The organism is Pseudomonas sp. NPDC089422, assembly GCF_044749405.1.
GTDB lineage: Bacteria > Pseudomonadota > Gammaproteobacteria > Pseudomonadales > Pseudomonadaceae > Aquipseudomonas.
On sequence record NZ_JBIVHW010000001.1, the window covers coordinates 555,456 to 576,468 of the forward strand.

Annotated in this window: 20 protein-coding genes; 8 read left to right on the plus strand and 12 right to left on the minus strand. The window is 65.1% G+C overall.

Annotated features, from left to right (window positions below; all coding sequences use genetic code 11):
- Positions 1-20 precede the first annotated feature (20 nt).
- Positions 21-233, plus strand: a complete 213-nt coding sequence (locus ACIPZ8_RS02560) for a PLDc N-terminal domain-containing protein (RefSeq protein ID WP_400719423.1) — start codon at positions 21-23, stop codon at positions 231-233.
- A gap of 42 nt (positions 234-275) precedes the next feature.
- Here ACIPZ8_RS02560 and ACIPZ8_RS02565 read toward each other — a convergent pair whose 3' ends face one another.
- A complete protein-coding gene (locus tag ACIPZ8_RS02565; protein WP_400719424.1) occupies positions 276-602 on the minus strand; it encodes a hypothetical protein in 327 nt (108 codons plus the stop codon).
- A gap of 202 nt (positions 603-804) precedes the next feature.
- Here ACIPZ8_RS02565 and ACIPZ8_RS02570 point away from each other — a divergent pair, with 202 nt between their 5' ends.
- The 3 genes from ACIPZ8_RS02570 (at position 805) to ACIPZ8_RS02580 (ending at position 3,994) form a co-directional block, all read left to right on the plus strand.
- On the plus strand, positions 805-1,212 hold the full coding sequence (locus ACIPZ8_RS02570) for a RidA family protein (protein WP_400719425.1): 408 nt from the start codon (positions 805-807) through the stop codon (positions 1,210-1,212).
- A 57-nt stretch (positions 1,213-1,269) separates the two neighbouring features.
- Positions 1,270-1,764, plus strand: coding sequence for a GNAT family N-acetyltransferase (locus tag ACIPZ8_RS02575; protein WP_400719426.1), 495 nt, complete (start codon positions 1,270-1,272; stop codon positions 1,762-1,764).
- A gap of 139 nt (positions 1,765-1,903) precedes the next feature.
- On the plus strand, positions 1,904-3,994 hold the full coding sequence (locus ACIPZ8_RS02580) for an EAL domain-containing protein (RefSeq protein ID WP_400719427.1): 2,091 nt from the start codon (positions 1,904-1,906) through the stop codon (positions 3,992-3,994).
- A gap of 41 nt (positions 3,995-4,035) precedes the next feature.
- Here the strand turns inward: ACIPZ8_RS02580 and ACIPZ8_RS02585 are convergent, their stop codons facing one another.
- Positions 4,036-4,860 carry an aldo/keto reductase gene (locus ACIPZ8_RS02585; protein ID WP_400719428.1) on the minus strand — a complete coding sequence of 275 codons (825 nt, stop codon included), beginning with the start codon at positions 4,858-4,860 and terminating at the stop codon, positions 4,036-4,038.
- Positions 4,861-5,084: 224 nt separating this feature from the next.
- On the opposite strand from ACIPZ8_RS02585, the gene ACIPZ8_RS02590 reads away from it, so the two are divergent.
- Entirely contained in the window at positions 5,085-5,963 is an 879-nt protein-coding gene (locus ACIPZ8_RS02590; RefSeq protein ID WP_294334652.1) for a DMT family transporter, read from the plus strand.
- A 41-nt stretch (positions 5,964-6,004) separates the two neighbouring features.
- Here the strand turns inward: ACIPZ8_RS02590 and ACIPZ8_RS02595 are convergent, their stop codons facing one another.
- Genes ACIPZ8_RS02595 through ACIPZ8_RS02605 form a run of 3 tightly spaced genes read right to left on the minus strand, consistent with a single transcriptional unit; the run spans position 6,005 to position 9,823 of the window.
- Complete coding sequence (locus ACIPZ8_RS02595) at positions 6,005-7,456, minus strand: aldehyde dehydrogenase family protein (protein WP_400719429.1); 1,452 nt, start codon at positions 7,454-7,456, stop codon at positions 6,005-6,007.
- The gene (locus ACIPZ8_RS02600) at positions 7,453-8,421 is read right to left on the minus strand and encodes an NAD(P)-dependent oxidoreductase (RefSeq protein WP_400719430.1); all 969 of its coding nucleotides are present in this window, start codon (positions 8,419-8,421) and stop codon (positions 7,453-7,455) included. The genes ACIPZ8_RS02595 and ACIPZ8_RS02600 overlap by 4 nt, the downstream gene beginning before the upstream one ends.
- Positions 8,422-8,431: 10 nt before the next feature.
- Positions 8,432-9,823 carry an NAD(P)/FAD-dependent oxidoreductase gene (locus ACIPZ8_RS02605; RefSeq protein ID WP_400719431.1) on the minus strand — a complete coding sequence of 464 codons (1,392 nt, stop codon included), beginning with the start codon at positions 9,821-9,823 and terminating at the stop codon, positions 8,432-8,434.
- A gap of 198 nt (positions 9,824-10,021) precedes the next feature.
- Between ACIPZ8_RS02605 and ACIPZ8_RS02610 the strand changes: the two genes are divergently transcribed.
- Positions 10,022-11,080 carry a GlxA family transcriptional regulator gene (locus ACIPZ8_RS02610; RefSeq protein WP_400719432.1) on the plus strand — a complete coding sequence of 353 codons (1,059 nt, stop codon included), beginning with the start codon at positions 10,022-10,024 and terminating at the stop codon, positions 11,078-11,080.
- A 165-nt stretch (positions 11,081-11,245) separates the two neighbouring features.
- On the opposite strand, the gene ACIPZ8_RS02615 is transcribed toward ACIPZ8_RS02610, so the two are convergent.
- From ACIPZ8_RS02615 to ACIPZ8_RS02625, 3 genes are read right to left on the minus strand one after another with little or no spacing between them, the layout of a single operon-like run.
- Positions 11,246-11,584 carry a RidA family protein gene (locus tag ACIPZ8_RS02615; protein WP_400719433.1) on the minus strand — a complete coding sequence of 113 codons (339 nt, stop codon included), beginning with the start codon at positions 11,582-11,584 and terminating at the stop codon, positions 11,246-11,248.
- A gap of 11 nt (positions 11,585-11,595) precedes the next feature.
- On the minus strand, positions 11,596-11,946 hold the full coding sequence (locus ACIPZ8_RS02620; RefSeq protein ID WP_400719434.1) for a cupin domain-containing protein: 351 nt from the start codon (positions 11,944-11,946) through the stop codon (positions 11,596-11,598).
- Positions 11,947-11,957: 11 nt separating this feature from the next.
- Positions 11,958-13,337 (minus strand): MFS transporter, encoded by a 1,380-nt coding sequence (locus ACIPZ8_RS02625; protein ID WP_400719435.1) that lies wholly within the window; start codon positions 13,335-13,337, stop codon positions 11,958-11,960.
- Between the two features lie 232 nt (positions 13,338-13,569).
- Here ACIPZ8_RS02625 and ACIPZ8_RS02630 point away from each other — a divergent pair, with 232 nt between their 5' ends.
- Positions 13,570-15,048, plus strand: a complete 1,479-nt coding sequence (locus ACIPZ8_RS02630) for an FAD-dependent oxidoreductase (RefSeq protein ID WP_400719436.1) — start codon at positions 13,570-13,572, stop codon at positions 15,046-15,048.
- Between the two features lie 108 nt (positions 15,049-15,156).
- On the opposite strand, the gene ACIPZ8_RS02635 is transcribed toward ACIPZ8_RS02630, so the two are convergent.
- From ACIPZ8_RS02635 to ACIPZ8_RS02645, 3 genes are all read right to left on the minus strand, one after another.
- Complete coding sequence (locus tag ACIPZ8_RS02635) at positions 15,157-15,939, minus strand: NAD(P)-binding domain-containing protein (protein WP_400719437.1); 783 nt, start codon at positions 15,937-15,939, stop codon at positions 15,157-15,159.
- A 12-nt stretch (positions 15,940-15,951) separates the two neighbouring features.
- Positions 15,952-17,271 (minus strand): NAD(P)/FAD-dependent oxidoreductase, encoded by a 1,320-nt coding sequence (locus tag ACIPZ8_RS02640; protein WP_400719438.1) that lies wholly within the window; start codon positions 17,269-17,271, stop codon positions 15,952-15,954.
- Positions 17,272-17,360: 89 nt separating this feature from the next.
- The gene (locus ACIPZ8_RS02645; protein WP_400719439.1) at positions 17,361-17,891 is read right to left on the minus strand and encodes a GNAT family N-acetyltransferase; all 531 of its coding nucleotides are present in this window, start codon (positions 17,889-17,891) and stop codon (positions 17,361-17,363) included.
- Positions 17,892-18,017: 126 nt separating this feature from the next.
- Between ACIPZ8_RS02645 and ACIPZ8_RS02650 the strand changes: the two genes are divergently transcribed.
- A complete protein-coding gene (locus ACIPZ8_RS02650; RefSeq protein ID WP_400719440.1) occupies positions 18,018-18,641 on the plus strand; it encodes a glutathione S-transferase family protein in 624 nt (207 codons plus the stop codon).
- 61 nt (positions 18,642-18,702) lie between these two features.
- Here ACIPZ8_RS02650 and ACIPZ8_RS02655 read toward each other — a convergent pair whose 3' ends face one another.
- Entirely contained in the window at positions 18,703-20,814 is a 2,112-nt protein-coding gene (locus ACIPZ8_RS02655; protein ID WP_400719441.1) for a TonB-dependent receptor family protein, read from the minus strand.
- Between the last annotated feature and the right edge of the window lie 199 nt (positions 20,815-21,013).

Genomic DNA, 21,013 nt, shown 5'->3' on the forward strand with positions numbered 1-21,013 from the left:
ATGCCAACGGGAGAGTGCTCATGGAAACCGGAACGATCTGGATCATTGTCGCGGCCTTGGTCGTGTTGCTGGAGATCTTCGCCATCTGGCACATCATCGGTAGCGAACGGCGCGCAGAGCGCAAGATGCTGTGGATCGTGTTCGTGGTCTACGCACCGTTGCCGGGGTTGCTGTTCTGGGCCTGGCGCGGGCCGCGGGCGGTGAAGGGCAGGGCAGTGCTGGAAGAGAAGTGAGGGCGGCGGTATCAGGCGCGGGGGCGCCTGATACCGGTGGCTTCAGTCCGGCTTGATGCCAATCTTGATCTCCGGGTCAAGGCCGCTCACTAACAGGCTGCCGGCGAAGCTGACCGTGTCCTGTACCTCAAGCGCCTTGAACGCGTCGCGGATACGGGTACGGATCGCCTTGCCGGCCTCTTTGCGTTTTTCTTCCGCGGTGCCTGGGGACAGGACCAGTTCACCGTTCAGGGTCGTTTCGATCTTGCCGGATTTTTTCCAGCCCATCTCTTCGCGCAGGTGGGTACGCGCTGCTGCGGCGTCACCTTCGTGATCATTACTGACAGGGCTGATGGTGTAGGCGAGTTGGAACGCGTAAGGCTTGCTCATGGCTTTTCCTTCAGTGAAGCGGCGCTGCGCCGCGGTTCTGGCCTCCGTGCCGGGAGCTGCAATCTAACGAACTGAGCGGCTTAAGCCTACATACGCGGTGTTGGGCTTCTGTACTTCAATTGAGAAATTTCCTACAAGCGCTTGACCTCTACCTAACTCGAGCCAACAGACTCGGACGCTCATTCACACGAAGGAGCGTTCCATGACCCGCGCATTCCAGCTGTCCAATCCACAAGGCTTGTACGACCCCAGCGCCAATGCCTATTCCCATGTTGCCGAGGTAACCGCCGGTAGCCGCCTGCTGTTTATCGCCGGGCAGGGTGGGGAGTATGCCGATGGGCAGCTTTCGCCCGAATTTGCAGGGCAGGCCCGCCAGGCGCTGTCTAATTTGCAGACTGCGCTGGCTTTGAAAGGGGCGGATTTGGCACAGGTGTTCAAGCTGACGTTGCTGATTGTCGATCACAGTGAGGAACGCCTGGCGCAGTGGGTGGCTGAGGCGGATCGGGCCTGGGGAGGGCACATGAAGCCGACCTGCACGCTGATACCGGTGCCGCGCCTGGCTCTGGATGGAATGCTGGTGGAGGTAGAGGCTGTGGCGGCTATTGCATGAGCCTGGACCGGCCCTACAAAAGCCTTAGAATGACCTTTTCCCCGAGCCCACCCAGCCATGCTGCCCATCGAACTCCTGCCCACCACCCCCGACCAGGCCGAACTGATCCGTAACCTCTATCAGTTCTATGCCTACGAGTCCTCCGACTGGGAGCAGGAAGATGTCGAGGTGGACGGCCGTTTCTACATCCACGAAGAGCACCTGCAACGCTACTGGCAGTCCCCAGGCTGGAGCGCCAGCCTGGTGCTGGTGGACGGTTTCATCGCCGGCTTCGTGCTGGTCGAACGCAGTGAGTTGCCCGGCATCGAGGCGTTGGAACTGGCCGACCTGTTCATCCTCAAGCGCTATCGGCGCCAAGGCATCGGCCGCGCCGTGGCCAATGAATTCCTCGCCAGCCCGGGTGACTGGCTGCTGCGCTGCTACGCTCCGGACCCGATCGCCGTGGCGTTCTGCAAGGCGGTGGTGGCCGACCTGCATCGGCCCGTGCAACAGATCTTCCCCGACGATGAGCCGGACCTGCTCACCTATCAAGTGACCTCCACTCGCCACTGACCGCCTGTCGATGCAGCAAAATTTTGTGATCCACTTCACAAAATCCACTCGCAAGGCATAATGCCAGCAGTGTTTTTCAAGACCCGGCCGCGCTGGCCCGGGGTTCCTTTCGCACACGTCGCAGGTTCAGGTAAATTTCATGTCGCTAGTCGCAAGCCCCGACATCATGTACCGGCTGTTGATCCAGAGCGTGGTGGACTATGCCATCTACCTGCTCACCCCCGACGGTATTGTCGCCAACTGGAACCCCGGCGCCCAGCGGGCCAAGGGCTACCGCGCCGAGGAAATCGTCGGCCAGCATTACTCGCTGTTCTACAGCGAAGACGAGCGCGCCGCCGGCCTGCCCGAGCAGAATCTGGAGCAGGCGCGCAGCACCGGTCGCTTCGAAGAGATCGGCTCGCGCCTGCGCAAGGACGGCTCGGCGTTTCATGCCCATGTCGTGATCGACGCGGTTCGCGATGACAACGGCCAACTGGTCGGCTTCGCCAAGGTCACCCGCGACATTTCCGAGCGCCGCCAGCAGGAGCTGGAGCTGTTGCAGGCCAAGGAGCTGGCCGAGCAGTACAGCCAGGAAATGGCCAACCTGTCGCAGTTCCTCGACTCGGTGATCGCCAACATCCCCGCCAGCGTCATCGTCCAGGACCTGGAAAGCCAGCGCATCCTGCTCGCCAACCAGCAGGCCGAGCGCCTGTTCGGTGGGGGCGGCAAGCCGATGATCGGCCATACGCCGGGAGAGTGCCTGGCACCGGCCGCGGCCGATTACCTGGAAACCCAGCTCAGCCGAGGCGCACGCAGCAGCAAAGGCTTTGCCGCCGAAACTCGGGTCGACACCGCCTGTGGCCCGCGCACCCTGCGCAGCCGCGCGCTGCTCAGCCAGAAATGCGAAGGCCAGGCGGATTACGTGCTGTTCGTGGCTGAAGACGCCACCGAAGAGCTCGCCGCTCACGCGCAGATCCACCACATGGCGCACCACGACGCGCTCACCGGGCTGCCCAACCGCACCTTGTTCCACGAGCGTCTCAAACAGGCCCTGGTGCGCGGTCACGAGAACGAGAAGCTCACCGCTGCGCTGTGCCTGGACCTGGACAACTTCAAGAACATCAACGATTCCCTCGGCCATGCCTTTGGTGACAAGCTGCTGCGCGCGCTCGGCAAGCGCCTGCGCCGCGAGCTGCGCGAGCACGACACCCTGGCTCGGCTGGGTGGCGACGAATTCGCCGTGGTGCTGACCCACCTGGACAGCCGCGAAGCCGCCTGCAATACCGCCAGGCGCCTGATCGAGGCCATCAGCCCGCCGTTCCAGATCGAGGGCAACCAGTTCTCGGTGGGGGTCAGCATCGGTATCGCCATCGCCCCCGACGACAACGACCAGGCCGAACAGTTGCTCGGTTACGCCGACATGGCCCTGTACGAGGCCAAGCGCAATGGCCGCAACCGTTACGAGTGCTTCCACCTTGAGCTGGATGTCGCCGCCCGCCAGCGCCGCCTGGTCGAGACCGACCTGCGCACCGCCTTGCACCTGGGGCAGCTGCACCTGCACTACCAGCCGGTGGTGGATCAACAGACCAGCAGCGTGACCGGCTACGAAGCGCTGCTGCGCTGGGAGCACCCGACCCGGGGCATGGTCATGCCCATGGACTTCATCCCCATCGCCGAGGAGACCGGGCTGATCCACGAGCTCGGCACCCGTGCGCTGAACCTGGCGTGCCAGGAGGCGGCCAGCTGGGGGACCGAGCAGACCGTGTCGGTGAACCTGTCGCCGGTGCAGTTCAAGAACGCCAACCTGGTCCACACCGTGACCCTGGCCCTGGCCGACTCGGGGCTGGCGCCGCAGCGCCTGGAGCTGGAGATCACCGAGTCGGTGCTGCTCGGCAACAGCGAAGAGAACGTGCGCATCCTGCGGGCGCTGAAGGAGCTGGGCGTGTCGATCTCGCTGGATGACTTTGGTACGGGCTATTCGTCGCTGGGCTATTTGCGCTCGTTCCCGTTCGACCGGATCAAGATCGACAAGTCGTTCGTGCATGACATGTGCGACAGCCGCGAGGCGATGTCGATCATCCGTGCGATTACCGAGCTGTCCAACAGCCTGATGATCAAGACCACGGCCGAAGGGGTGGAGTCGGAGGAGCAGATGCAGCGGCTGCGGGCGGAAGGGTGCTCGCACTTCCAGGGCTATCTGTATGGGCGGCCGGCGCCGGCCAGCGAGCGCCTGAAGCAGGTTTGCGTGTAGCCGTTCGAGGGCCCTGGGGGCCGCAATGCGGCCCCCGGTTCTCAGTTATTCCAGTCGGGCGCAAAGTCCGGGCTGACCACCCGCTGATCCTTCGGCAACCCGGCAATCAGCGCCCGGTCGGCATCATCCAGGCGCACCTCCAGCGCCGCCAGGTTGGCCAGCTGGTTCTCCCGGCTGCTGGCCTTGGGAATCACCGCCACCCCGTCCTGGTCCAGCAACCACTTCAACGCCACCTGGCTCGGCAGCACGTCATGCTTGCGCGCAATCTCGCGAATCACCGCCTGTTCCGCCGCACGGCCCCGGGCCAACGGGGTATAGGCGGTCAGCAGCATGTCATGCTGACGGGCGTAGTCGAGCAGCGGTTGCTGGTTGAGCAGCACGTGGTACTCGACCTGGATCGCCGACAGCGGCGCGCCGAGCGCTTCGATCGCTCGGCGCAGCAGGCCGAGCGGGAAGTTGGCCACGCCGATGCTGCGCGCCTTGCCCTCATCGCGCAGGGCCACCAGGGTTTCGATGCTGCGGGCCAGGTCCCAGTCCTTGCCGGGCCAGTGGATGTGGAACAGGTCGACCTGTTCGGTGCCCAGCGCGCGCAGGCTGTCCTCCAGCGACTGGCGCATGGTCTTGGGCTCCAGGCGGTCCCACCAGACCTTGGTGGTCAGGTGGATCTGCTCGCGGGGCACGCTGCTGTCACGCAGGGCCTGGCCGACGGCAGCCTCGTTGTCGTAGGCGGTGGCCGTGTCGATGTGCCGGTAACCCAGCTCCAGCGCCTGGTGCACGGCACGGGTGCAGGCGCCGCCGGTCATCGGCCAGGTGCCCAGGCCGATGCAGGGCAGGTCGAGGCCGTTGCGGGTGGTGAGCCGTTGCATGAAAACTCCTTGTTCGAGGTCGAGGTCCGGCATCGATGGTGCGCGCTTTGCCGAGCACGGACCATGCAGCCGGGGCGGAAAGTGGTCGATCAGCGAACGGAATGGCAAGCGTGCCATGCAAAGCCTGGAAATGAACTTCCTCAAGTCGTCGTATCTCTTCTAGAATCCCTCCTGTCGCAGCTTCCCCTGGCGCAGCATGTAGCCGCGCCGCCGTCGAGAACGCCATGAGTTCCAGCACACCGCTGTCCGGAGTCAACCAACCCCTGCGTGGCATCGCCCTGGTGGTGGTGGCGACGTTCCTGTTCGCCAGTCACGATGCCTTGTCCAAGTTCCTCGGTGGGCTGTACCCGATCGTCATGGTGGTGTGGGCCCGCTACGTGGTGCACACGCTGCTGATGGCCGGGATCTTCCTGCCCAAGTCGGGCCTCAATGTGCTGCGCACCCGTCGCCCGGTGTTGCAGACCTTGCGTGCGCTGAGCCTGTTGAGTACCAGCCTGCTGTTCACCACCGGCCTGCAATACCTGCCGCTGGCCGAGGCAACGTCGGTCAACTTCCTCGCTCCGGTGCTGGTCACCGCGCTTTCGGCGCCCTTGCTCAAGGAGCGAGTGACGCCTGGGCAGTGGGTGGCGGTGGTGCTGGGCTTCATCGGTGTGCTGGTGGTGGTGCACCCCGGTGGCGCGATGTTTACCCCGGCGATCCTCTATCCGTTCGGTTCGGCACTGGGCTTCTGTTTCTATCAGCTGCTCACGCGCATCCTGGCGGCCTACGACAGCCCGACCACCAGCAACTTCTACGCCGGGCTGTGCAACACCCTGGTGATGAGTGCGCTGGTGCCGTTCTTCTGGGAAGTGCCACGCTGGGAGCATGCGTTGCTGATGCTGGCCCTGGGCGGCTTCGGCATGAGCGCGCACCTGCTGCTGACCCAGGCCTTCCGCCATGCCGCGCCGGCGCTGCTGGCGCCGTTCAGCTATTGCCAGATCGTGTTTGCCGGGTTGCTGGGCCTGCTGATCTACGGCCAGGTGCCCGACAGTGCGAGCCTGCTGGGTATCGCCATCATCTGCCTGAGTGGCCTGGGCGCTGCGTGGATGCAGCGCAAGAAGTGAAGGCGTGCCGGCGCGTCCATCGCTGGGGGAGCGCACGCCTGTCAGGCCAACTGGTAAGTCGTCTTCACCCGGGTAAAGAACTGCCGCGCATGGGTGCCTTGTTCCCGCGACCCCAGGCTCGAAGCCCCATTGCCACCAAACGGCACGTGGTAATCCACCCCCGCCGTCGGCAGGTTGACCATCACCATGCCCGCCGAGCTGTTGCGCTTGAAGTGCTCGGCATGGCGCAGCGAGGTGGTGACGATCCCCGCCGACAACCCGAACGCCGTATCTTCGGCAGCGGCAAAGGCTTCGTCATAGTCCCGCACCTTGAGCACGCTCAGCACCGGCCCGAAGATCTCTTCGCGGTAGATGCGCATGTCCGGCGTCACCTCGGTGAACAGCGCCGGGGTGAACAGATACGCCCCCGCAGCGTTCTCCACCACCTCGCCACCGCACACCAGTTTCGCCCCCTGTTCACGGCCGCTGGCCACGTACGCCAGGTTCTGCTCCAGCTGCCGGCCATCGACTACCGGACCGATGTCGGTACTGGCCTGCAGCGCGTCACCTACCGTCAGCGCACGGGTACGTTCGGCCAGGCGTGCGACGAAGGCATCGTGGATGCCCTCGGTGACGATCACCCGCGAGCTCGCCGTGCAACGCTGCCCGGTGCTGAAGAACGAACCGTTCAGCGCCACGTCCACGGCCTGTTCCAGGTCAGCATCGTCGAGCACGATCAGCGGGTTCTTGCCGCCCATTTCCAGTTGCACTTTCTTCATGCCTTCCGCCGCCAGCCGGGCAATCTGCCGGCCGGTGCTTTCCGAGCCGGTGAAGCTGATGCCATCGATCAGCGGCGAGCGGATGATGGTGTCGCCGACGCTGCGCCCCGGCCCGATCAGCAGGTTGAACACACCCGCCGGCAGGCCGGCGCGGGAAATGATCTCGGCCAGGGCCCAGGCTGAGGAGGGCACCAGTTCGGCGGGCTTGAACACCACGCAGTTGCCGAAGCACAGCGCCGGGGCGATTTTCCATGCGGGGATGGCGATCGGGAAGTTCCACGGCGCAATGATGCCGACCACGCCCAACGGCTGGGTGAACACATCGATGCCCACGTCCTGGCGCACCGACTGATACTTCTCGCCCTCGGCGCGCAGCGCCTCCTGGGCGTAGAACTTGAACGAGCGCCCGGCGCGGTCCACTTCACCCAATGCCTCGCGGACGATCTTGCCTTCCTCGCGGGCCAGCAGGGTGGCCAGCTCCTGGCGGCGGGCGAGGATCTCGCTGCCAATGAAGTCCAGTGCATCGGCGCGTTGCTGCGGGTTGCTGCGTGCCCAGCCGGGTGCGGCGCGGCGGGCGGCAGCGAGGGCCTGTTCGGTCAGCGCCTGGTCGGCGCGTACAAAGCACTCGATCACCTCTCCGGGGTTGGACGGGTTGCGGTTTTCCAGCACGTCGCTGCCGCTGTCCAGGGCGACGAAGGCGCCGTCGACGTAACTGCTTTTGGTAACCAGGGTCATGCGCTACGGATCCTTCTGCTGTTGGCTTGGCGGGCGACGAACGCGCTGATGTTGTCCACCGCGCTGTCCATCAGTTGCTGCATGGCGTCTTCGCTGCTCCAGGCGATGTGCGGGTTGAGCAGGAAGTCGTCGCGGTCGATCAGCTGGAACAGCGGGTTGCTCGGGTGCAGCGGCTCGACTTCCACCACGTCCAGCGCCACGCCACCCAGGCGTCCGTTGCGCAAGGCGTCGATCAACGCGGCCTCGTTGACCACGCCACCACGGCCGGTGTTGACCACGATGGCATCCGGCTTCATCAACGCCAGCCGCTCAGCGTCAATCAGGTTGTGGGTTTCGGGCGTCAGCGGGCAGTTGATCGACAGCACGTCGCAGCTGCGCAGCAGTTCGGCCAGCGGTCGGCAGTCGGCACCCCGGCGCTTGCCAGCGCGGTCCTCGAACAGCACCTGCATGCCAAAGGCCCGCGCCAGCTCGGCCAGGCGCAGGGCAATCGGGCCGCTGCCGATGATCGCCAGCTGCTTGCCACGCACATCGCGGATGCGGTGGTCGAAGTAGATGTTCTTGTACTCGGCCTCGCCGGCATGCACCTGGCGCATCAGCCGGGTGAACGCGGCCGGGCGGCGGAACAGCTCAAGGATCATCGCCAGGCTGTGCTCGGCCACGGTGTTGGCGGCATAGCCCGGCACGCTGGCCACTTCGATGCCATGGGCGTTGCAGTAATCGACATCGACGATGTCGCGGCCGGTCAGGGCCAGCGAGATCATTTTCAGCTTGGGCAGCTGGCGCAGGTGCTCTTCACGCAGCGGCACGCTGCAGGTGAAGGCGATGGTGGCATCCTGCAGGTGCTCCAGCATCTGCTCCGGGTGGGTGTAGGCAAACTGCTGCCAGGTGTGTTCGCAGTCCGGGCGCTTGAGCCGGGTGGAGGGCGCCAGGCCCTCGTCGTCGAGCAGTACGATATGTTCGCTCATGCTGTCTTCCTTATTTTTTTTGCGCCGGCACATAGCCGGCCGGGGCCATGCTGACCAGCTGGCGGGTGACGAAACCGGCGTCCTGGTCGTGGTCTTCCAGCGACTCCTTGCGCACCAGCGCATCGCGCACCATGTGCGCACCGAAGAAGCGGAACGGTTCTGGCGGCAGCAGCTTCATCTTCTGGTTGACCAGGCCGCAGTTGGCCCACTCGTCGTTGGCATGGGTGGCCAGCGACTTGATGATGCGGCTGGCGAAGACGGTGGTGGCCACGCCGTTGCCCGAGAAGCCGATGCCGTAGCTCACCGTCTGGTGATGGTCGAGGTAGCCGAAGTTGGGCAGGCCCTTCATGGCCCGGTCGATCGGGCCGGTCCAGCTGCTGACCACCGGCACGTCCTCCAGCTGCGGGTACAGGCGGCGCAGTTCGGCGGCGACCTTGTCGGCAGCCGGCGAAGGCTTTTCATAGAGGTTGCCGATACGCCCGGCATAGGCGAACTGGCCCAGCGGCTTGCCGAACACCACGCGGCCATCCGGGGTGTTGCGCCAGTAGTTGAGCACGGTGCGCGAGTCGGTCATGCACTCGCCACGGCTGAAACCGATGGCATCGAGCTTGGCCTTGACCGGCGCGGTGGCCACCATGTCGCTGGACATGATCGCGATCATCCGGCGCAGCTCTGGGAACTGCGCGCCCCAGGCATTGAGCGCGAGTACCACGTGGTTGGCCTTCACGTGGCCCTTGGCAGTGTGCACCACCGGGTGCTTGCCGCGGACCAGGTGGGTGAACGGCGACTTCTCGAAGATCTTCACCCCCAGCTTCAGCGCCACCCGGCGCAGGCCGCGGGCGAGCATGGCTGGCTGCACGGTGGCGGCGTTGGGGTCGAAGATGCCGCCCAGCACCAGCGGCGAGCCGACGCGGCTGCGAATGCTTTCGCGGTCCAGTTCCTGGAACGGATTGACGTCGAGTTTCTGCAGGCCGTCGGTGAGCACCCGCCAGGAGTTCATCTGCCGCTGGTTGGTCGCGGTCCACAGCCAGCCGTCCTTGCGGTACTGGGCATCGATGCCGTGCTCCTGGCAGAAGCTGCCGATCTCGTCGATCGCCGACTCCGCCGCCTCGCAGATGCGCCGGGCCTCGACGTCGCCGCAGATGGTGCGCACCGACAGGTACTTGCCCCACCAGTTGGTGGCAATGCCGCCATTGCGGCCGCTGGCACCGGAGCCGCAGCGGTCGCGTTCGACGATGACGATGGACATCTGCGGGTGGGCCTGTTTCAGGCGAATGGCCGACCACAGGCCAAGGAAGCCACCGCCGACGATACACACGTCGGCTTGAATCGAGTCCTGCAGGGCAGGGGCCAGGTCGCTGTCCAGGTCGAGTGCCTGGGCATACCAGAATCCGCGGTACATGAGGGGTGCCTCTGAGCATGTTGTTGTGACGACATGATGCTCAGCGCGGTCAGTGGCCCGATATTACAGCCATGACAATTGATAGAACGGCGGCGCGTTTTGTCATGGACTTCCTATTTGTCGTGCGGCATATGATATGCCGGACGCCAGGTGCGCCCTACAATGGCGCTATTCAGCAAGGTCATGAGGCCGACTTTCATGGTTGCGCAACGACAAGAACAACTACAAACCCCTGAACCATCGGCGCAGATCAAGCCCGAACTGCGTGTCGGCTTCGTGCTGCTCAACCAGTTCACCCTGGTGCCCGTCGCCGGCCTGGTGGATTCGCTGCGCTTTGCTGCCGACAAGTCGTTCCGCAGCCAGCAGGTCTACTGCCAGTGGGACTGGATGACCCTCGACGACCAGCCGATCGCCGCCAGCTGCGGCATGCCGGTCTCGCCGACCAAATCGCTCAACCTGTTCGCCCAGTACGACTACATCGTGCTGGCCGGCGGCCTGCTCGGCGAAACCCGCAACCCGCCGGGCTGGCTGCTGGATGCCTTGCGCGACGTGCATGCGGCCAACATCCCGATCATCGCCCTGTGCTCGGCGTCGTTCGTGCTGGGCAAGGCCGGCCTGCTCGATGGCCGCCGTTGCGCGGTGCATTTCACCCTGCGCGACGAGTTTCGCGAGCGCTTCCCGCTGTCGACCATGGTCATCGACAAGAGCTACGTCGATGATCGCGGCATCATCACCTGCCCGGGCGGCACCGCCATTGATCTCGCGGCCAACCTGATCCGCCGCCACTGCGGTGCGGTGCGGGCGCAGAAGGGCCTGGAATACCTGCTGGTGGATGAGCGGGCGGAGGAGGAGAGTGACAAGGCCGCCGGCGAATGCGTTTACCAGAACGACCGGGTGCAGCGGGCAATCGCCTTCATGCGCGCCAACCTCGATGCGTCGATGACGCTCAAGGCCGTGGCCGAAGCGGTGGGCACCCACCCGCGGCAGCTGCACCGCGAGTTCGTCGCCAACACCCAGGAGCCGCCGGCCAACTACTGGCGCAAGCTGCGGCTGGACCATGCGCGGCGCTTGCTGGTGAACACCAGCCAGAACATCACCACCATCGCCTTGGCCTGCGGGTTTTCCGATGCGTCGCACTTCATCCTGTGGTTTCGCAAGCAGTATGGCGAGACGCCGTACAGTTTCCGCAAGCGGCGGCATGAGGTGGAACGCTTTGACTGGCACGGTGACAAGGTGGGGTTGGATCCGGATCTTTGACGGCTTGCACATCTTTGTAGGAGCGGCCTTGTGTCGCGAAAGGGCCGCAAAGCGGCCCCAGCAATCTCTGTGTTGAAGCTGAAAACCTGGGGCTGCTGCGCAGCCCTTTCGCGACACAAGGCCGTTCCTACAGGAGATGTGCCGGTCAGCCGGGCGAATGCGATCTCAAAGCTGCCCGAAGGCCTGAATCTCGATGCGGTACTCAGGCGCTGCCAGCGCAGCCCCCACACAAGCCCGCACCGGCGGCTGGCTCCCCACCCAGGCGTCATACACCTCGTTCATCGCCGCAAACTCGCCCATGTCGGCCAGCCAGATCTGCATGCGCGTGAGGTTTTGCTTACCCGCCCCGATCTGCGCCAGCCACTGCTCCAGCTGTGCCAGCACACAGCGCGTCTGCGCGGCGATATCACCCGCTTCCAGCGCAACGATCCCCGCGGTCTCGATGCGCCCCTCCACCAGCACCATCTGGCTGGCCCGAGGGCCAGGGTTGATCCGTTCGATCATCTGCCGAGTCCTCAGAACAGTACGTAGGTCTTGCGCAGGGTTTCGTGGATATGCCACACACCCTCGCAGTTTTCCGGGAACAGCACCGCATCGCCAGCACGCAGCTCCACCGGCTCGCCACCGTCTGGGGTAAAGGTGCAGCGGCCGCTGACGATATGGCTGAATTCGCGGTTCTTGAGGTAGCGGCGGAACACGCCCGGGCTGCTCTCCCACACGCCGATGCTGGCACCGACCGCTTCATCGGTCTGGTCCTGAGCGGAAGCGGCATGGGCGATAGGTTCGCCGATCGGCAGGCGGGCTGGGGCCGGCTCGCCCAGTAGTGAGGCAGGGGCATTGCGGACAACGGTAAGGACTTGGCTCATTTCGGGTTCCTTCAGGCTTTACGAGCGACGTTTTTGTACGAAAGCGATGCTGCACGGGCTTGCCCGCCGAGGGCTGCGGCCTGTTGCAGGTCGAGCTTGCTGGTCTCGGGGGCCAGCCACCAGGAGATCAGCGCACCGAACAGCGAGATCAGCGCGGCGGCGAACATGGTGTTGGCCACGCCATAGCTGGCCAGGGAGATCGGTACCAGGTAGGTGCCCACGGCGGCGCCAATGCGCGACAGCGACGTGGCCAAGCCAACTGCAGAGGCGCGGATCTCGGTAGGGAACAGTTCGTTGGGGTACACGTATTCCAGCACCTGGGCACCGCCGATCAGCACCGCATAGGCGCCGAACAGGACCAGCACGGTGGTTGGCGACGCGTCGGGGAACACGCCCAGCAGCACCAGCGACAAGCCCGACCAGAGGAAGCTGTGAATCAGCATCTTGCGCCGGCCCAGGCGGTTGATCAGCAGGGTCGCCAGCAGGCAGCCGAGGGTGAACAGGAAGGTGATGGCGATCGAACCGTAGGCGGCCCAGTCACCGGTCAGCTTCAGCGCCTGCAGCACCTTGGGGGCGAAGGCATAGATGGCGAACAGCGGCACGATGGCGCAGGTCCAGAACAGCGTGACGAAGGCCATGCGCTTGCCGTAGCCGGAGTGGAACAGCGACCACAGCGACACCGGTTTGCCGCTGCTCTGCTCAGGCAGGTCGGCGATCGAGTAGTCCGGGCCGTAGACTTTCTTGATCACTGCGTCGGCTTCGGCCTTGCGGCCCTTGCTCAGCAACCAGCGTGGCGATTCCGGCGTGCCGCTGCGGGCAATCAGGAACAGTGCCCCCGGCACCAGCGCACTGGCCAGCACCCAGCGCCAGCCGTCGTCACCGCCCACGCGCAGCAGCAACTCGCCGACCACGTAGGCTACGGCCGCGCCGGCAAACCACATCAGCACCATGGCCGCCAGCAGCGGGCCGCGCTGCTTGCGCGGGAGGAACTCGGCCAGCAGCGACGTGGCGATCGGATAGTCGGCCCCGACCGCGACACCGATCAGCAAGCGCCAGGCGAACAGTGCCCAGGCGGACTCGACCCAGAACTGGGCCACCGAGAAACCGACGATGGCGATCAGGTCCACCAGGTACAGCACCTTGCGCCCGTACTTGTCGGTGAACCAGCCACCGATGAAGCCGCCGAGGAACACCCCGATCAGTGCCGAGGCAGCGATCAGGCCTTCCCAGAAGGCCGACAGCTGCAGGGCGTTGGTGATCTGCAGCATGGCCACGCCGATGATGCTCAGCACATAGCCATCGAGGAACGGCCCGCCCGCGGAGTAGACGGTCAGTTTGCGGTGGAAGGCATTCAGCGGAGCATCTTCGACAGAGCGTTTGGATGTGGTCATTCAACTTACCTCTTGTTGTTATTCACGCATCAGCGTCGCGGCACTATGGCACTGGCCTCGCGGGGCTCCATATAACGGCTGGGACGAGTCATGGGATGCGCTGGCGGGGCTTGCCCAGGGCTTATGCAAGTTGTCCTGGATGTTCTAGAGGGGAAGGCGAGGGCTTTTCTACTGTGTGCAGGTGGCTTGGTTTTTCGCTGCAGAACAATCACAAGAACCTGGAACCGAACTCATGATCCGTCCTCCCTTGGAATCCCTCGATGGCGACTACTACGACGTGGTGGTCATCGGCGCCGGTGCGGTCGGCTGCGCTGCCGCCCGGCAGCTGGCTGCGCGCAACTTCCGTACCCTGCTGGTCGACCGTGGCGACATCGGTGCCGGCACTTCGTCGCGCTCCAGCCGCATGCTCTATTCGGGCCTGGGCTACCTGGCCGCGCGCTACCCGCTGTGGCAGATCCCGTTTCGCCCGCTCGACATGTGGCAGCGCCTGCGCTACACCCGCGAGGTGATGCGCTGTCGCGCCGAGCTGGTCAAGGACATGCCCGGGCACCTGACCAAGCACCGCTTCCACTACCCGTTCCGCAAGGGCGACCGCTACCCGCCATGGCTGGTGGACATGGGCTTTCGCCTGGTCGAGGCGCTCGGTGGCTGGAAGGTACCGCTGGCCTACCGCCGCCAGTCGGCGCAGCAGGCGGCCGGCGACAGTGCCATGGCTGCCGGCCTTGGCGGGCCGTTGCGTGGCGTGGGGGTGTTCGAGGAATACATGTACGCCTGGCCCGAGCGGATCTGCGTCGACACTGCGCTGGACGCGCAATGGCGCGGCGCGACGGTGCGCACCTATACCCGTGTCAGTCAGCTGCAGCGCAGTGAGGGCCAGTGGCAACTGACCCTGGACGAGCAGGCCCCCGAAGCGCTCGGCCAGGCGCACGTCACTGCCAAGGTGGTGATCAACGCTGCCGGGCCCTGGGTCGATCGTGTGGCGGGCGCTGCCGACCGTGGCCCGCGGGTGCTTGGCATCAAGGGCGTCAACGTCATGGTGCGGCTGCCCGAGGCCTACCGCGGCCAAGGCCTCGAGGCGTTCTCCAGCAAAGGCGAGCCTTACTACGTATTCCCTTGGCGCGAATTCCACTTCATCGGTCCGACCGAGTCGCACTTCACCGACGACCCGGACACGGTGCGTGTCGAGGATGGCGAGATCGACTACATCCTCGCCGAGGCCAATCACCTGTTCCCCGACCTGCAACTGACCCGCGCCGATGTGCAGCACTGCTGGTGCGGCGTGCGCCCGACCTCGACCCTGGATGGCCGCAGCACCTACTTGCCGGTGCGCCTGAGCGAGGCGGCCGGCAAGCCCGACCTGCTGACCCTGACCGGTTCGACCATCATGCTCCATCGCCATGCCGCGCGGGTGATCGCCCGTGGTGTAGAGGCGCGGCTGGGCAAGCGGGGCAAGGCGCCCAAGGGCATGATCGAGCGCGAGCGCATTGATGGCGAGGACATTGCCCGCATCGTTGGCCGCGAGCATGTGGTGCGGTTGGTGGATCTGGTGCGCCGGCGTTTGCCGTGGGGCCTGGACCCGGACCTGGGGCGCGAGCGGGTGGAGCAGTTGTCACACCGTGCGGCAGCGGCGATGGGCTGGTCAGAGGTGCGGCGCCAGGAAGAGCTGAAGCATTTCGAAGAGGATACTGCTCGCGTCTATAGACAGCTCTAGACCTGCATCAGGGCTGCTGGCCTCATCGCGGATAAATCCGCTCCTACAGGGAACGCATAATCCCTGTAGGAGCGGATTTATCCGCGATGAGGCCGGAACAGGTAAAGCCTATCGCCCAGGCAACCCCGACCGGGTCAGCAACGCATCCAGCACCACCTCGCAAGCCGCCCCCCAGTTGGCGCTCACCGGCTGATGCATCAACACCGCCAGACCATCGGCCGTAAAGGTCCCCGGCGTTGCAATCGCCTGCCCCAGGGCTTTCAAGGTGTACTCCGGCTGCTGCTGCGCACTGGTCACGCAATCCTGCATGTTGCCCAGCACCAATGCCCGGGCCTCAGTTGCCGGCAGCCCCTTGTCGGTCAGCCACTGCTGCAAGTCATGCAACAGGAAGTAGAACCAGCCATTCATGCACGCCGCCACCGTGGCCAGCTCGAAGGCTGGCTCATCCTGCACCACCACCAGGTTGCCCAACGGCCCCAGGCACTGTTCGGTCAACTCATCTGCCGGGCACACCACCACGGTGGACTGGTTGTACTGCGCCGCGTACGACAGCATCACCCGCACGCAATGCGCGTCCGGGAAGGCGGTGGCCAGCAGCCCCAGGCTGACCCCGGCCGCCAGCGATACCAGGCGCTGGCCGGGGCGCAGGCGCACTTCGCGGGCCAGTTGGGCCAGCGATTCCGGGCGTACGCCGAGGATCACCAGGTCCGCCTGATCGACTACCGCCTGGTTGCTCGTCAGCACCTCGCACCCCTGTTCCACAGCAAGCACCTCGGCCCGCTGAGCGTTGCGTGGCGACAGGTAGAGCGCGCCCTCGAAACCACTGCGGCGCAGCCCCACCACCACTTTTTCGGTCAGCTCGCCGACGCCGAGAATACCCAGGCTATGCATGTTGCCTCCTTGTCAGCTTTCCAGGCCGGCACGGCGCTGGCCCCAATGCAGGTTCAGGTTGACCCCCACGCTCAGCAGCGGTTCCGGCGGGTTGCGGTTGGGGCCGTCGGAGCCGAGCAGGAAGTCGATCAGCTCGTCACGCTCGCCACTCAGCCAGTCGGCCAGCAGGGTGCCGGTGGCGGTGCCACGGGTGATGCCCAGGCCGTTGCAGCACAGCGCCGCGTGCACGTTCGGCGCCAGGGTGCCGAAGTGCGACAGGTGGTTGCGCGACAGGCACATCGAGCCGCCCCAGGTGAACTCGAACGGCAGGCCCGAAAGCATCGGGAAGCGCCGCTCGAACGAGTCACGGTGCTGGCGCCCGGCGCGGTCCAGGTAGCGCTGCTGGGCACGCCCGTTGGCGTTGAAACTGAAGCTGTTGCGCACCAGCAGGCGCTGGTCCGGGGTGCGCCGCAGGGTGCTGCCGAACGGGTCGGCGGGGATGATGCCCCAGGTGGCCTTGCCGCCCAGGCGCGCCTGCTCTTCTTCGGTCAGCGCGCGGGTCATGCTGGCGTAGGTGAAGATCGGCAGCAGCCGGCCCGGCAGGAAGCCGAAGTAGGAGGCAAAGGCGTTGTTGGTCAGCAGCAGCTGGTCGGCGACGATCTCGCCGTGGGCATGCTTGAGGGTGATGCGCCGGCCCTGTTCGAGGCGGGTGATGGTGGTGCCTTCGTACAGCGTGACGTTGCCCGGCAGGCTTTCGGCCAGGCCCTTGGCCAGCGCCGCGGGTTGCAGCAACTGGGTGCCGGGGGTGTACAGCGCCTTGCGGTAGAAGGCCGTGCCGAAGTGCTCGGGCAGGTCGCGGGTGTCGATCATTTCATAGGGTTGGCCGAGCTTGTCGAGGCCGCTGCGGTAGGCTTCGAGCACTGCCAGGCCCTTGTCCTCGACCGCCGCCTGGTACTTGCCGTCCGGGCGGATCTGGCAGTCGATGCCGTGCTGGTTGATCAGCCCGCGCAGGATCGACTGGGCGCGCAGGTTGAGCTTGAGGTTCATCCGCGCGGTGGCCAGGTCGCCGATGTAGTCGGGGGCGCCGATGTCGTGGGGCAGGTCGATGGCAAAGCCGGAGTTGCGCCCCGAGGCGCCGAAGCCAACCTCCTGGGCTTCGATCAGGATGATCTCGTCGTCAGGGTGGTGAAGCGCCAGTTGCCGCGCCGCGGCAAGGCCGGTGAAGCCCGCGCCGAGCACCACCCAGCGCGCCTCGCTCCGCCCCCGGTGCGCGGCGCGTGGCTGGCGCTTGGGGCTGAGGTGGAACCAGCCGCAACCGTTGTCGTCCGCGGGGGTAGAGGTGTTTCTGTACATGGGATTTTATCCGTGTTGTTTTCTCCACTATCGCATCGGGGTTGGCGGCGGGCATATAACGGGAGGGACGGGTGGTGGGATGTTCGGGCTCACCCGCGACCGGCAGGTGCTCGGCGGTATAGCGGCCGCGGGGTACTGGGATCAATCTCGGTCAAGTGGCTGCCGGCCGCGACGAACCCGGCATGTTCGGCCAGGCGTTGGCTGGCGAGGTTGTCGATGTCGGTGGTCAGCCACACCGGGGCATCGACGGCGTCCAGCAGGCAGGTCAGCGCCTCGCGCATCAGGCCCTGGCCACTGCTGGCCTGGTTCGCCCAATAGCCCACTTCGTACTCGTCATTACCAGGGCGCAGGCCAATGCAGCCGATGACATCTCCGGTGTCTGCGGCGAGCACGAAATAGCGCTTTTCCTTGGCCGGGTCGAGAAACTCCTCGGCGCTCAGTTGCAGCGTTTCCTGCACTTCCTTCAAGGTCCAGTCGGGCTTGGCCCAGGCCAGGAACGGCTGGTGCAGCGCGTAGCTGTCGAGCAGTGCCTGCCGCAGTTGCTGGGCGAACGCCGGCGCGGGGCGGACCACCAGGGTGCGGGGCGTGGACAAGGTGCGGGGCAGATCGGGGTAGGGCATTACAGGCCTTCCTGGGCGGGTTGATCGGGCAAGCTAAGCACATTTTTGTGTAATCTGTGCGAGCCGCTTCACGGGTTTGCCGTGAACGCTCAAACCGATCATTCAAAGGAAACTGAAGGTCCGCCCATGCCCGACTACAAGCTGCATTGCTTCGCCGAATCCGGCAACGCCTACAAAGCTGCGCTGATGCTCGAACTCACCGCCCAGGACTGGCAACCGGTGTTCGTCGATTTCTTCAATGGCCAGACCCGCGACCCGCAGTGGCGCGACGAGGTCAACGAGCAGGGCGAAGTGCCCGTGCTGGAGCACGCCGGGCAACGGCTCACCCAGTCGGCGCTGATTCTCGAATACCTCGCCGAACGCACCGGCCAGTTCGGCCCGCGTGACGACAACGAGAAGCGCGAGATCTGGCGCTGGATGCTGTTCGATAACCACAAGTTCACCAGCTACTACGCGGCGCTGCGTTTCCTGCTGTGCCTGAAGAAGACCGGCGAGACCGATGTGACCGGCTTCTTGCGTGAGCGGGCAACAGCGGCGTACCGGATTGTCGACGCACACCTGGCGCAAACCCCGTTCATGGTTGGCGGGCGGTTGACCATCGCCGACCTGTCGCTGGCAGGGTATGTGTTCATGCCGGAGGATACCGGGATCGTGCTGACCGAGTTCAGCCATATCGAGGCGTGGAAACAGCGGATTCAGGCCGTGCCGGGGTGGAAGCATCCCTATGAGCTGATGCCCCGGACGGCGTAAGCCTGTACCGGCCTCTTCGCGGGACAAGCCCGCGAAGAGGCCGGCACAGAAAAAACAGAAATCAGTAGCGGACCTCAACGCCTACATACGCCCCGATCCCATCCCCCGGCCAGAACGACGCGGTATCCAGCCCACGTGCGTTGTACACCGGCGTCACCGCCGTCACGTACGCCTTGTTGGCCAGGTTCTTCAGGTCCAGCGACACCTTCCAGTTGCCCTTAGGCGCCTCATACCCCAGGTTCGCCCCCCAGATCGTGTACGACGGCGCGTAAAGGCTGTTGGCATAATCCACGGCCGTGCGCGACGCCGACTGCACGTTGACCCCGGTGTACCAGCCGCTGTGGTCCTGGTATTGCAACTCGCCCTGGTAGATGTGCTTGGGCACGCCCGGCAGCTGGTTGTCGCCGAAGGTATCGTCATGCCGGTAGTAGAAATCGTTGTAGGTGTACGACTGGCGCCAGCGCACCAGGTCGCCCTGGGTGTTGTCCCACAGGCGCGTGTTGAGCCCGGCCTCGACGCCCTGGTGAATGGTCGGCGAGGCGTTGAACGCGCCGGTAACCGCTGCTGCGGTAGAGGTGGCGGGAATGATCTGCACGTTCAGCAGCTCGTCGTGGATCCACGAACGGTACAGCGCCAGGCTGCCGTCGAAGATGCCGTGCGAGCCCTTGATGCCGACCTCGAAGGTGTTGGCCTTCTGCTCCACCAGCGGTCGGATGTACGGCAGGGTCGGGCCGGAACCGGAGTATTCCCATGAGGCGGGCGGGTCGATGCTGCGGCTGAAGTTGGTGAACACCTGCAATTCGGGGTTGAGCTCGTAGCGCAGGCCGATACGCGGGGCGACGCTCCAGTTGTCATAGTCGACATGCTGCGGGAAGGTGGTGGTGTTGGGGTTCACCGCGTAGTCGATGTTGACCTTGCGCCGCACGTTGATGAACGACACGCCACTGGTGAGCCACAGGTTGTCGACCAGGTTGATGTCGTTGCCCAGGGCGATCACCCGGTCGAACGAGTCCTTGTAGTTGACCTGCTTGAGCGACACCTTGTTGCCGTTGGCCGAATCGACCCCACCGCGCAGGTGCTGGGTCGAGGTGAAGGCGATGTTGCTGCGGCTCTCGTGGCCGAACAGGTAGTCGACGCGGTCATAGCCCAGCAGCAGGCCGAGGTCGTGCCAGTCCCAGTAGCTGGGGTTGCTCGGGCTGCGCGGGCTGTTGGTGTGGCGGTAGTCGTGGTACGACAGGCCAAAGGTCAGCCGCCCATCGTCGTCGAAGGTGTAGGTGGTCTTGCTGCCGACCCAGATGCTGCCCGGGCGGCGTGCACCGGCACCGCTGCTTTCGGCGGTGGCGCTGGCCCGGCGCGGGTGGTGCAGGGCATTGTCGAGGGTGGTGGCGCTGGGGTCGTTGTGGGTTTCGTCGCGGTAGCGCAGCAGCAGGCGGGTTTCCAGCTTCGGGTTGAAGCGGTAGCCGGCGTTGGCGACGATGCCGGAGCTCTTCGACAGGCTGTAGTCGCGATAACCGTCGTTGCGGTAGTTGTCGGCCTGCAGGTAGTAGTCCAGGTCGCCTTCGACGCCGCCGTAGCTGATGCTCTGCTTCTGGTAGTGGTAGCTGCCGGCCTCGGCGCGCACGCGCAGGCCGGGTGCGCTGTAGCCGCTGTGGTTGACGAAGTTGACTGCGCCACCGAGGGTCAGCGCACCGTACTGGAAGGCGTTGGCGCCACGCAGGATCTCGGTGTAATTGACGCCGCTGGCATTGAGGAATTCGTAGGGGGTACCACCGGGGCCGGTCAGCGGCAGGCCGTCGAAGAGAAACTTGATGCCTTCGCGGAAGTAGCCGGGTGAAGTGTTGGCGCCGGAGCCACGGATCGAGATCTTCGCCGCGTCGTTGCCGCCGGTGGACTGCACGAATACGCCGGGCTGGTAGGCCAGGGTGTCCTGCAGGGTGGCAGTGCGGCCTTTGCTGACCTCTTCGCTGTCGACCACGCTGGTGCCGCCGGGTACTTCAGCGAGGGCGCTGGCGGCCTGTTGTACTTCAGTCTGCTTGGCGGCCTGCACGGTCACCGTGCCGAGGGTCGCGTCAGCGGCCAGTACCGTGACCGGGGCCAGCAGGGCCGTGGCCGCGGTGGCCAGGGCGGCGTGGCGGATGGCCACGCGCAATGGATGGGGATGAATCGCACGCATCGTTGTATTCCTTGAAAGTCATCGTAGGTCCTCGGCGTTCTATGGGAATAGTCAGGCCTGTCGAAACCGGTAAGAGCAGTTTCTGTGCCAGCTGGCAAAAGGCCGGAAGTTGGGGTTTTGACCAGTTCTCAAGTGTGCGGTGATGAACGAAACAGCAAGTTTTGTTGCGACTGTGCTCCAATTTAAACAGTGCCGGTTA

Coding starts and splice junctions, on each gene's coding strand:
- ACIPZ8_RS02560 (WP_400719423.1), top strand. CDS start 21: ATGGAAACCGGAACGATCTGGATCATTGTCGCGGCCTTGGTCGTGTTG.
- ACIPZ8_RS02565 (WP_400719424.1), bottom strand. CDS start 602: ATGAGCAAGCCTTACGCGTTCCAACTCGCCTACACCATCAGCCCTGTC.
- ACIPZ8_RS02570 (WP_400719425.1), top strand. CDS start 805: ATGACCCGCGCATTCCAGCTGTCCAATCCACAAGGCTTGTACGACCCC.
- ACIPZ8_RS02575 (WP_400719426.1), top strand. CDS start 1,270: ATGCTGCCCATCGAACTCCTGCCCACCACCCCCGACCAGGCCGAACTG.
- ACIPZ8_RS02580 (WP_400719427.1), top strand. CDS start 1,904: ATGTCGCTAGTCGCAAGCCCCGACATCATGTACCGGCTGTTGATCCAG.
- ACIPZ8_RS02585 (WP_400719428.1), bottom strand. CDS start 4,860: ATGCAACGGCTCACCACCCGCAACGGCCTCGACCTGCCCTGCATCGGC.
- ACIPZ8_RS02590 (WP_294334652.1), top strand. CDS start 5,085: ATGAGTTCCAGCACACCGCTGTCCGGAGTCAACCAACCCCTGCGTGGC.
- ACIPZ8_RS02595 (WP_400719429.1), bottom strand. CDS start 7,456: ATGACCCTGGTTACCAAAAGCAGTTACGTCGACGGCGCCTTCGTCGCC.
- ACIPZ8_RS02600 (WP_400719430.1), bottom strand. CDS start 8,421: ATGAGCGAACATATCGTACTGCTCGACGACGAGGGCCTGGCGCCCTCC.
- ACIPZ8_RS02605 (WP_400719431.1), bottom strand. CDS start 9,823: ATGTACCGCGGATTCTGGTATGCCCAGGCACTCGACCTGGACAGCGAC.
- ACIPZ8_RS02610 (WP_400719432.1), top strand. CDS start 10,022: ATGGTTGCGCAACGACAAGAACAACTACAAACCCCTGAACCATCGGCG.
- ACIPZ8_RS02615 (WP_400719433.1), bottom strand. CDS start 11,584: ATGATCGAACGGATCAACCCTGGCCCTCGGGCCAGCCAGATGGTGCTG.
- ACIPZ8_RS02620 (WP_400719434.1), bottom strand. CDS start 11,946: ATGAGCCAAGTCCTTACCGTTGTCCGCAATGCCCCTGCCTCACTACTG.
- ACIPZ8_RS02625 (WP_400719435.1), bottom strand. CDS start 13,337: ATGACCACATCCAAACGCTCTGTCGAAGATGCTCCGCTGAATGCCTTC.
- ACIPZ8_RS02630 (WP_400719436.1), top strand. CDS start 13,570: ATGATCCGTCCTCCCTTGGAATCCCTCGATGGCGACTACTACGACGTG.
- ACIPZ8_RS02635 (WP_400719437.1), bottom strand. CDS start 15,939: ATGCATAGCCTGGGTATTCTCGGCGTCGGCGAGCTGACCGAAAAAGTG.
- ACIPZ8_RS02640 (WP_400719438.1), bottom strand. CDS start 17,271: ATGTACAGAAACACCTCTACCCCCGCGGACGACAACGGTTGCGGCTGG.
- ACIPZ8_RS02645 (WP_400719439.1), bottom strand. CDS start 17,891: ATGCCCTACCCCGATCTGCCCCGCACCTTGTCCACGCCCCGCACCCTG.
- ACIPZ8_RS02650 (WP_400719440.1), top strand. CDS start 18,018: ATGCCCGACTACAAGCTGCATTGCTTCGCCGAATCCGGCAACGCCTAC.
- ACIPZ8_RS02655 (WP_400719441.1), bottom strand. CDS start 20,814: ATGCGTGCGATTCATCCCCATCCATTGCGCGTGGCCATCCGCCACGCC.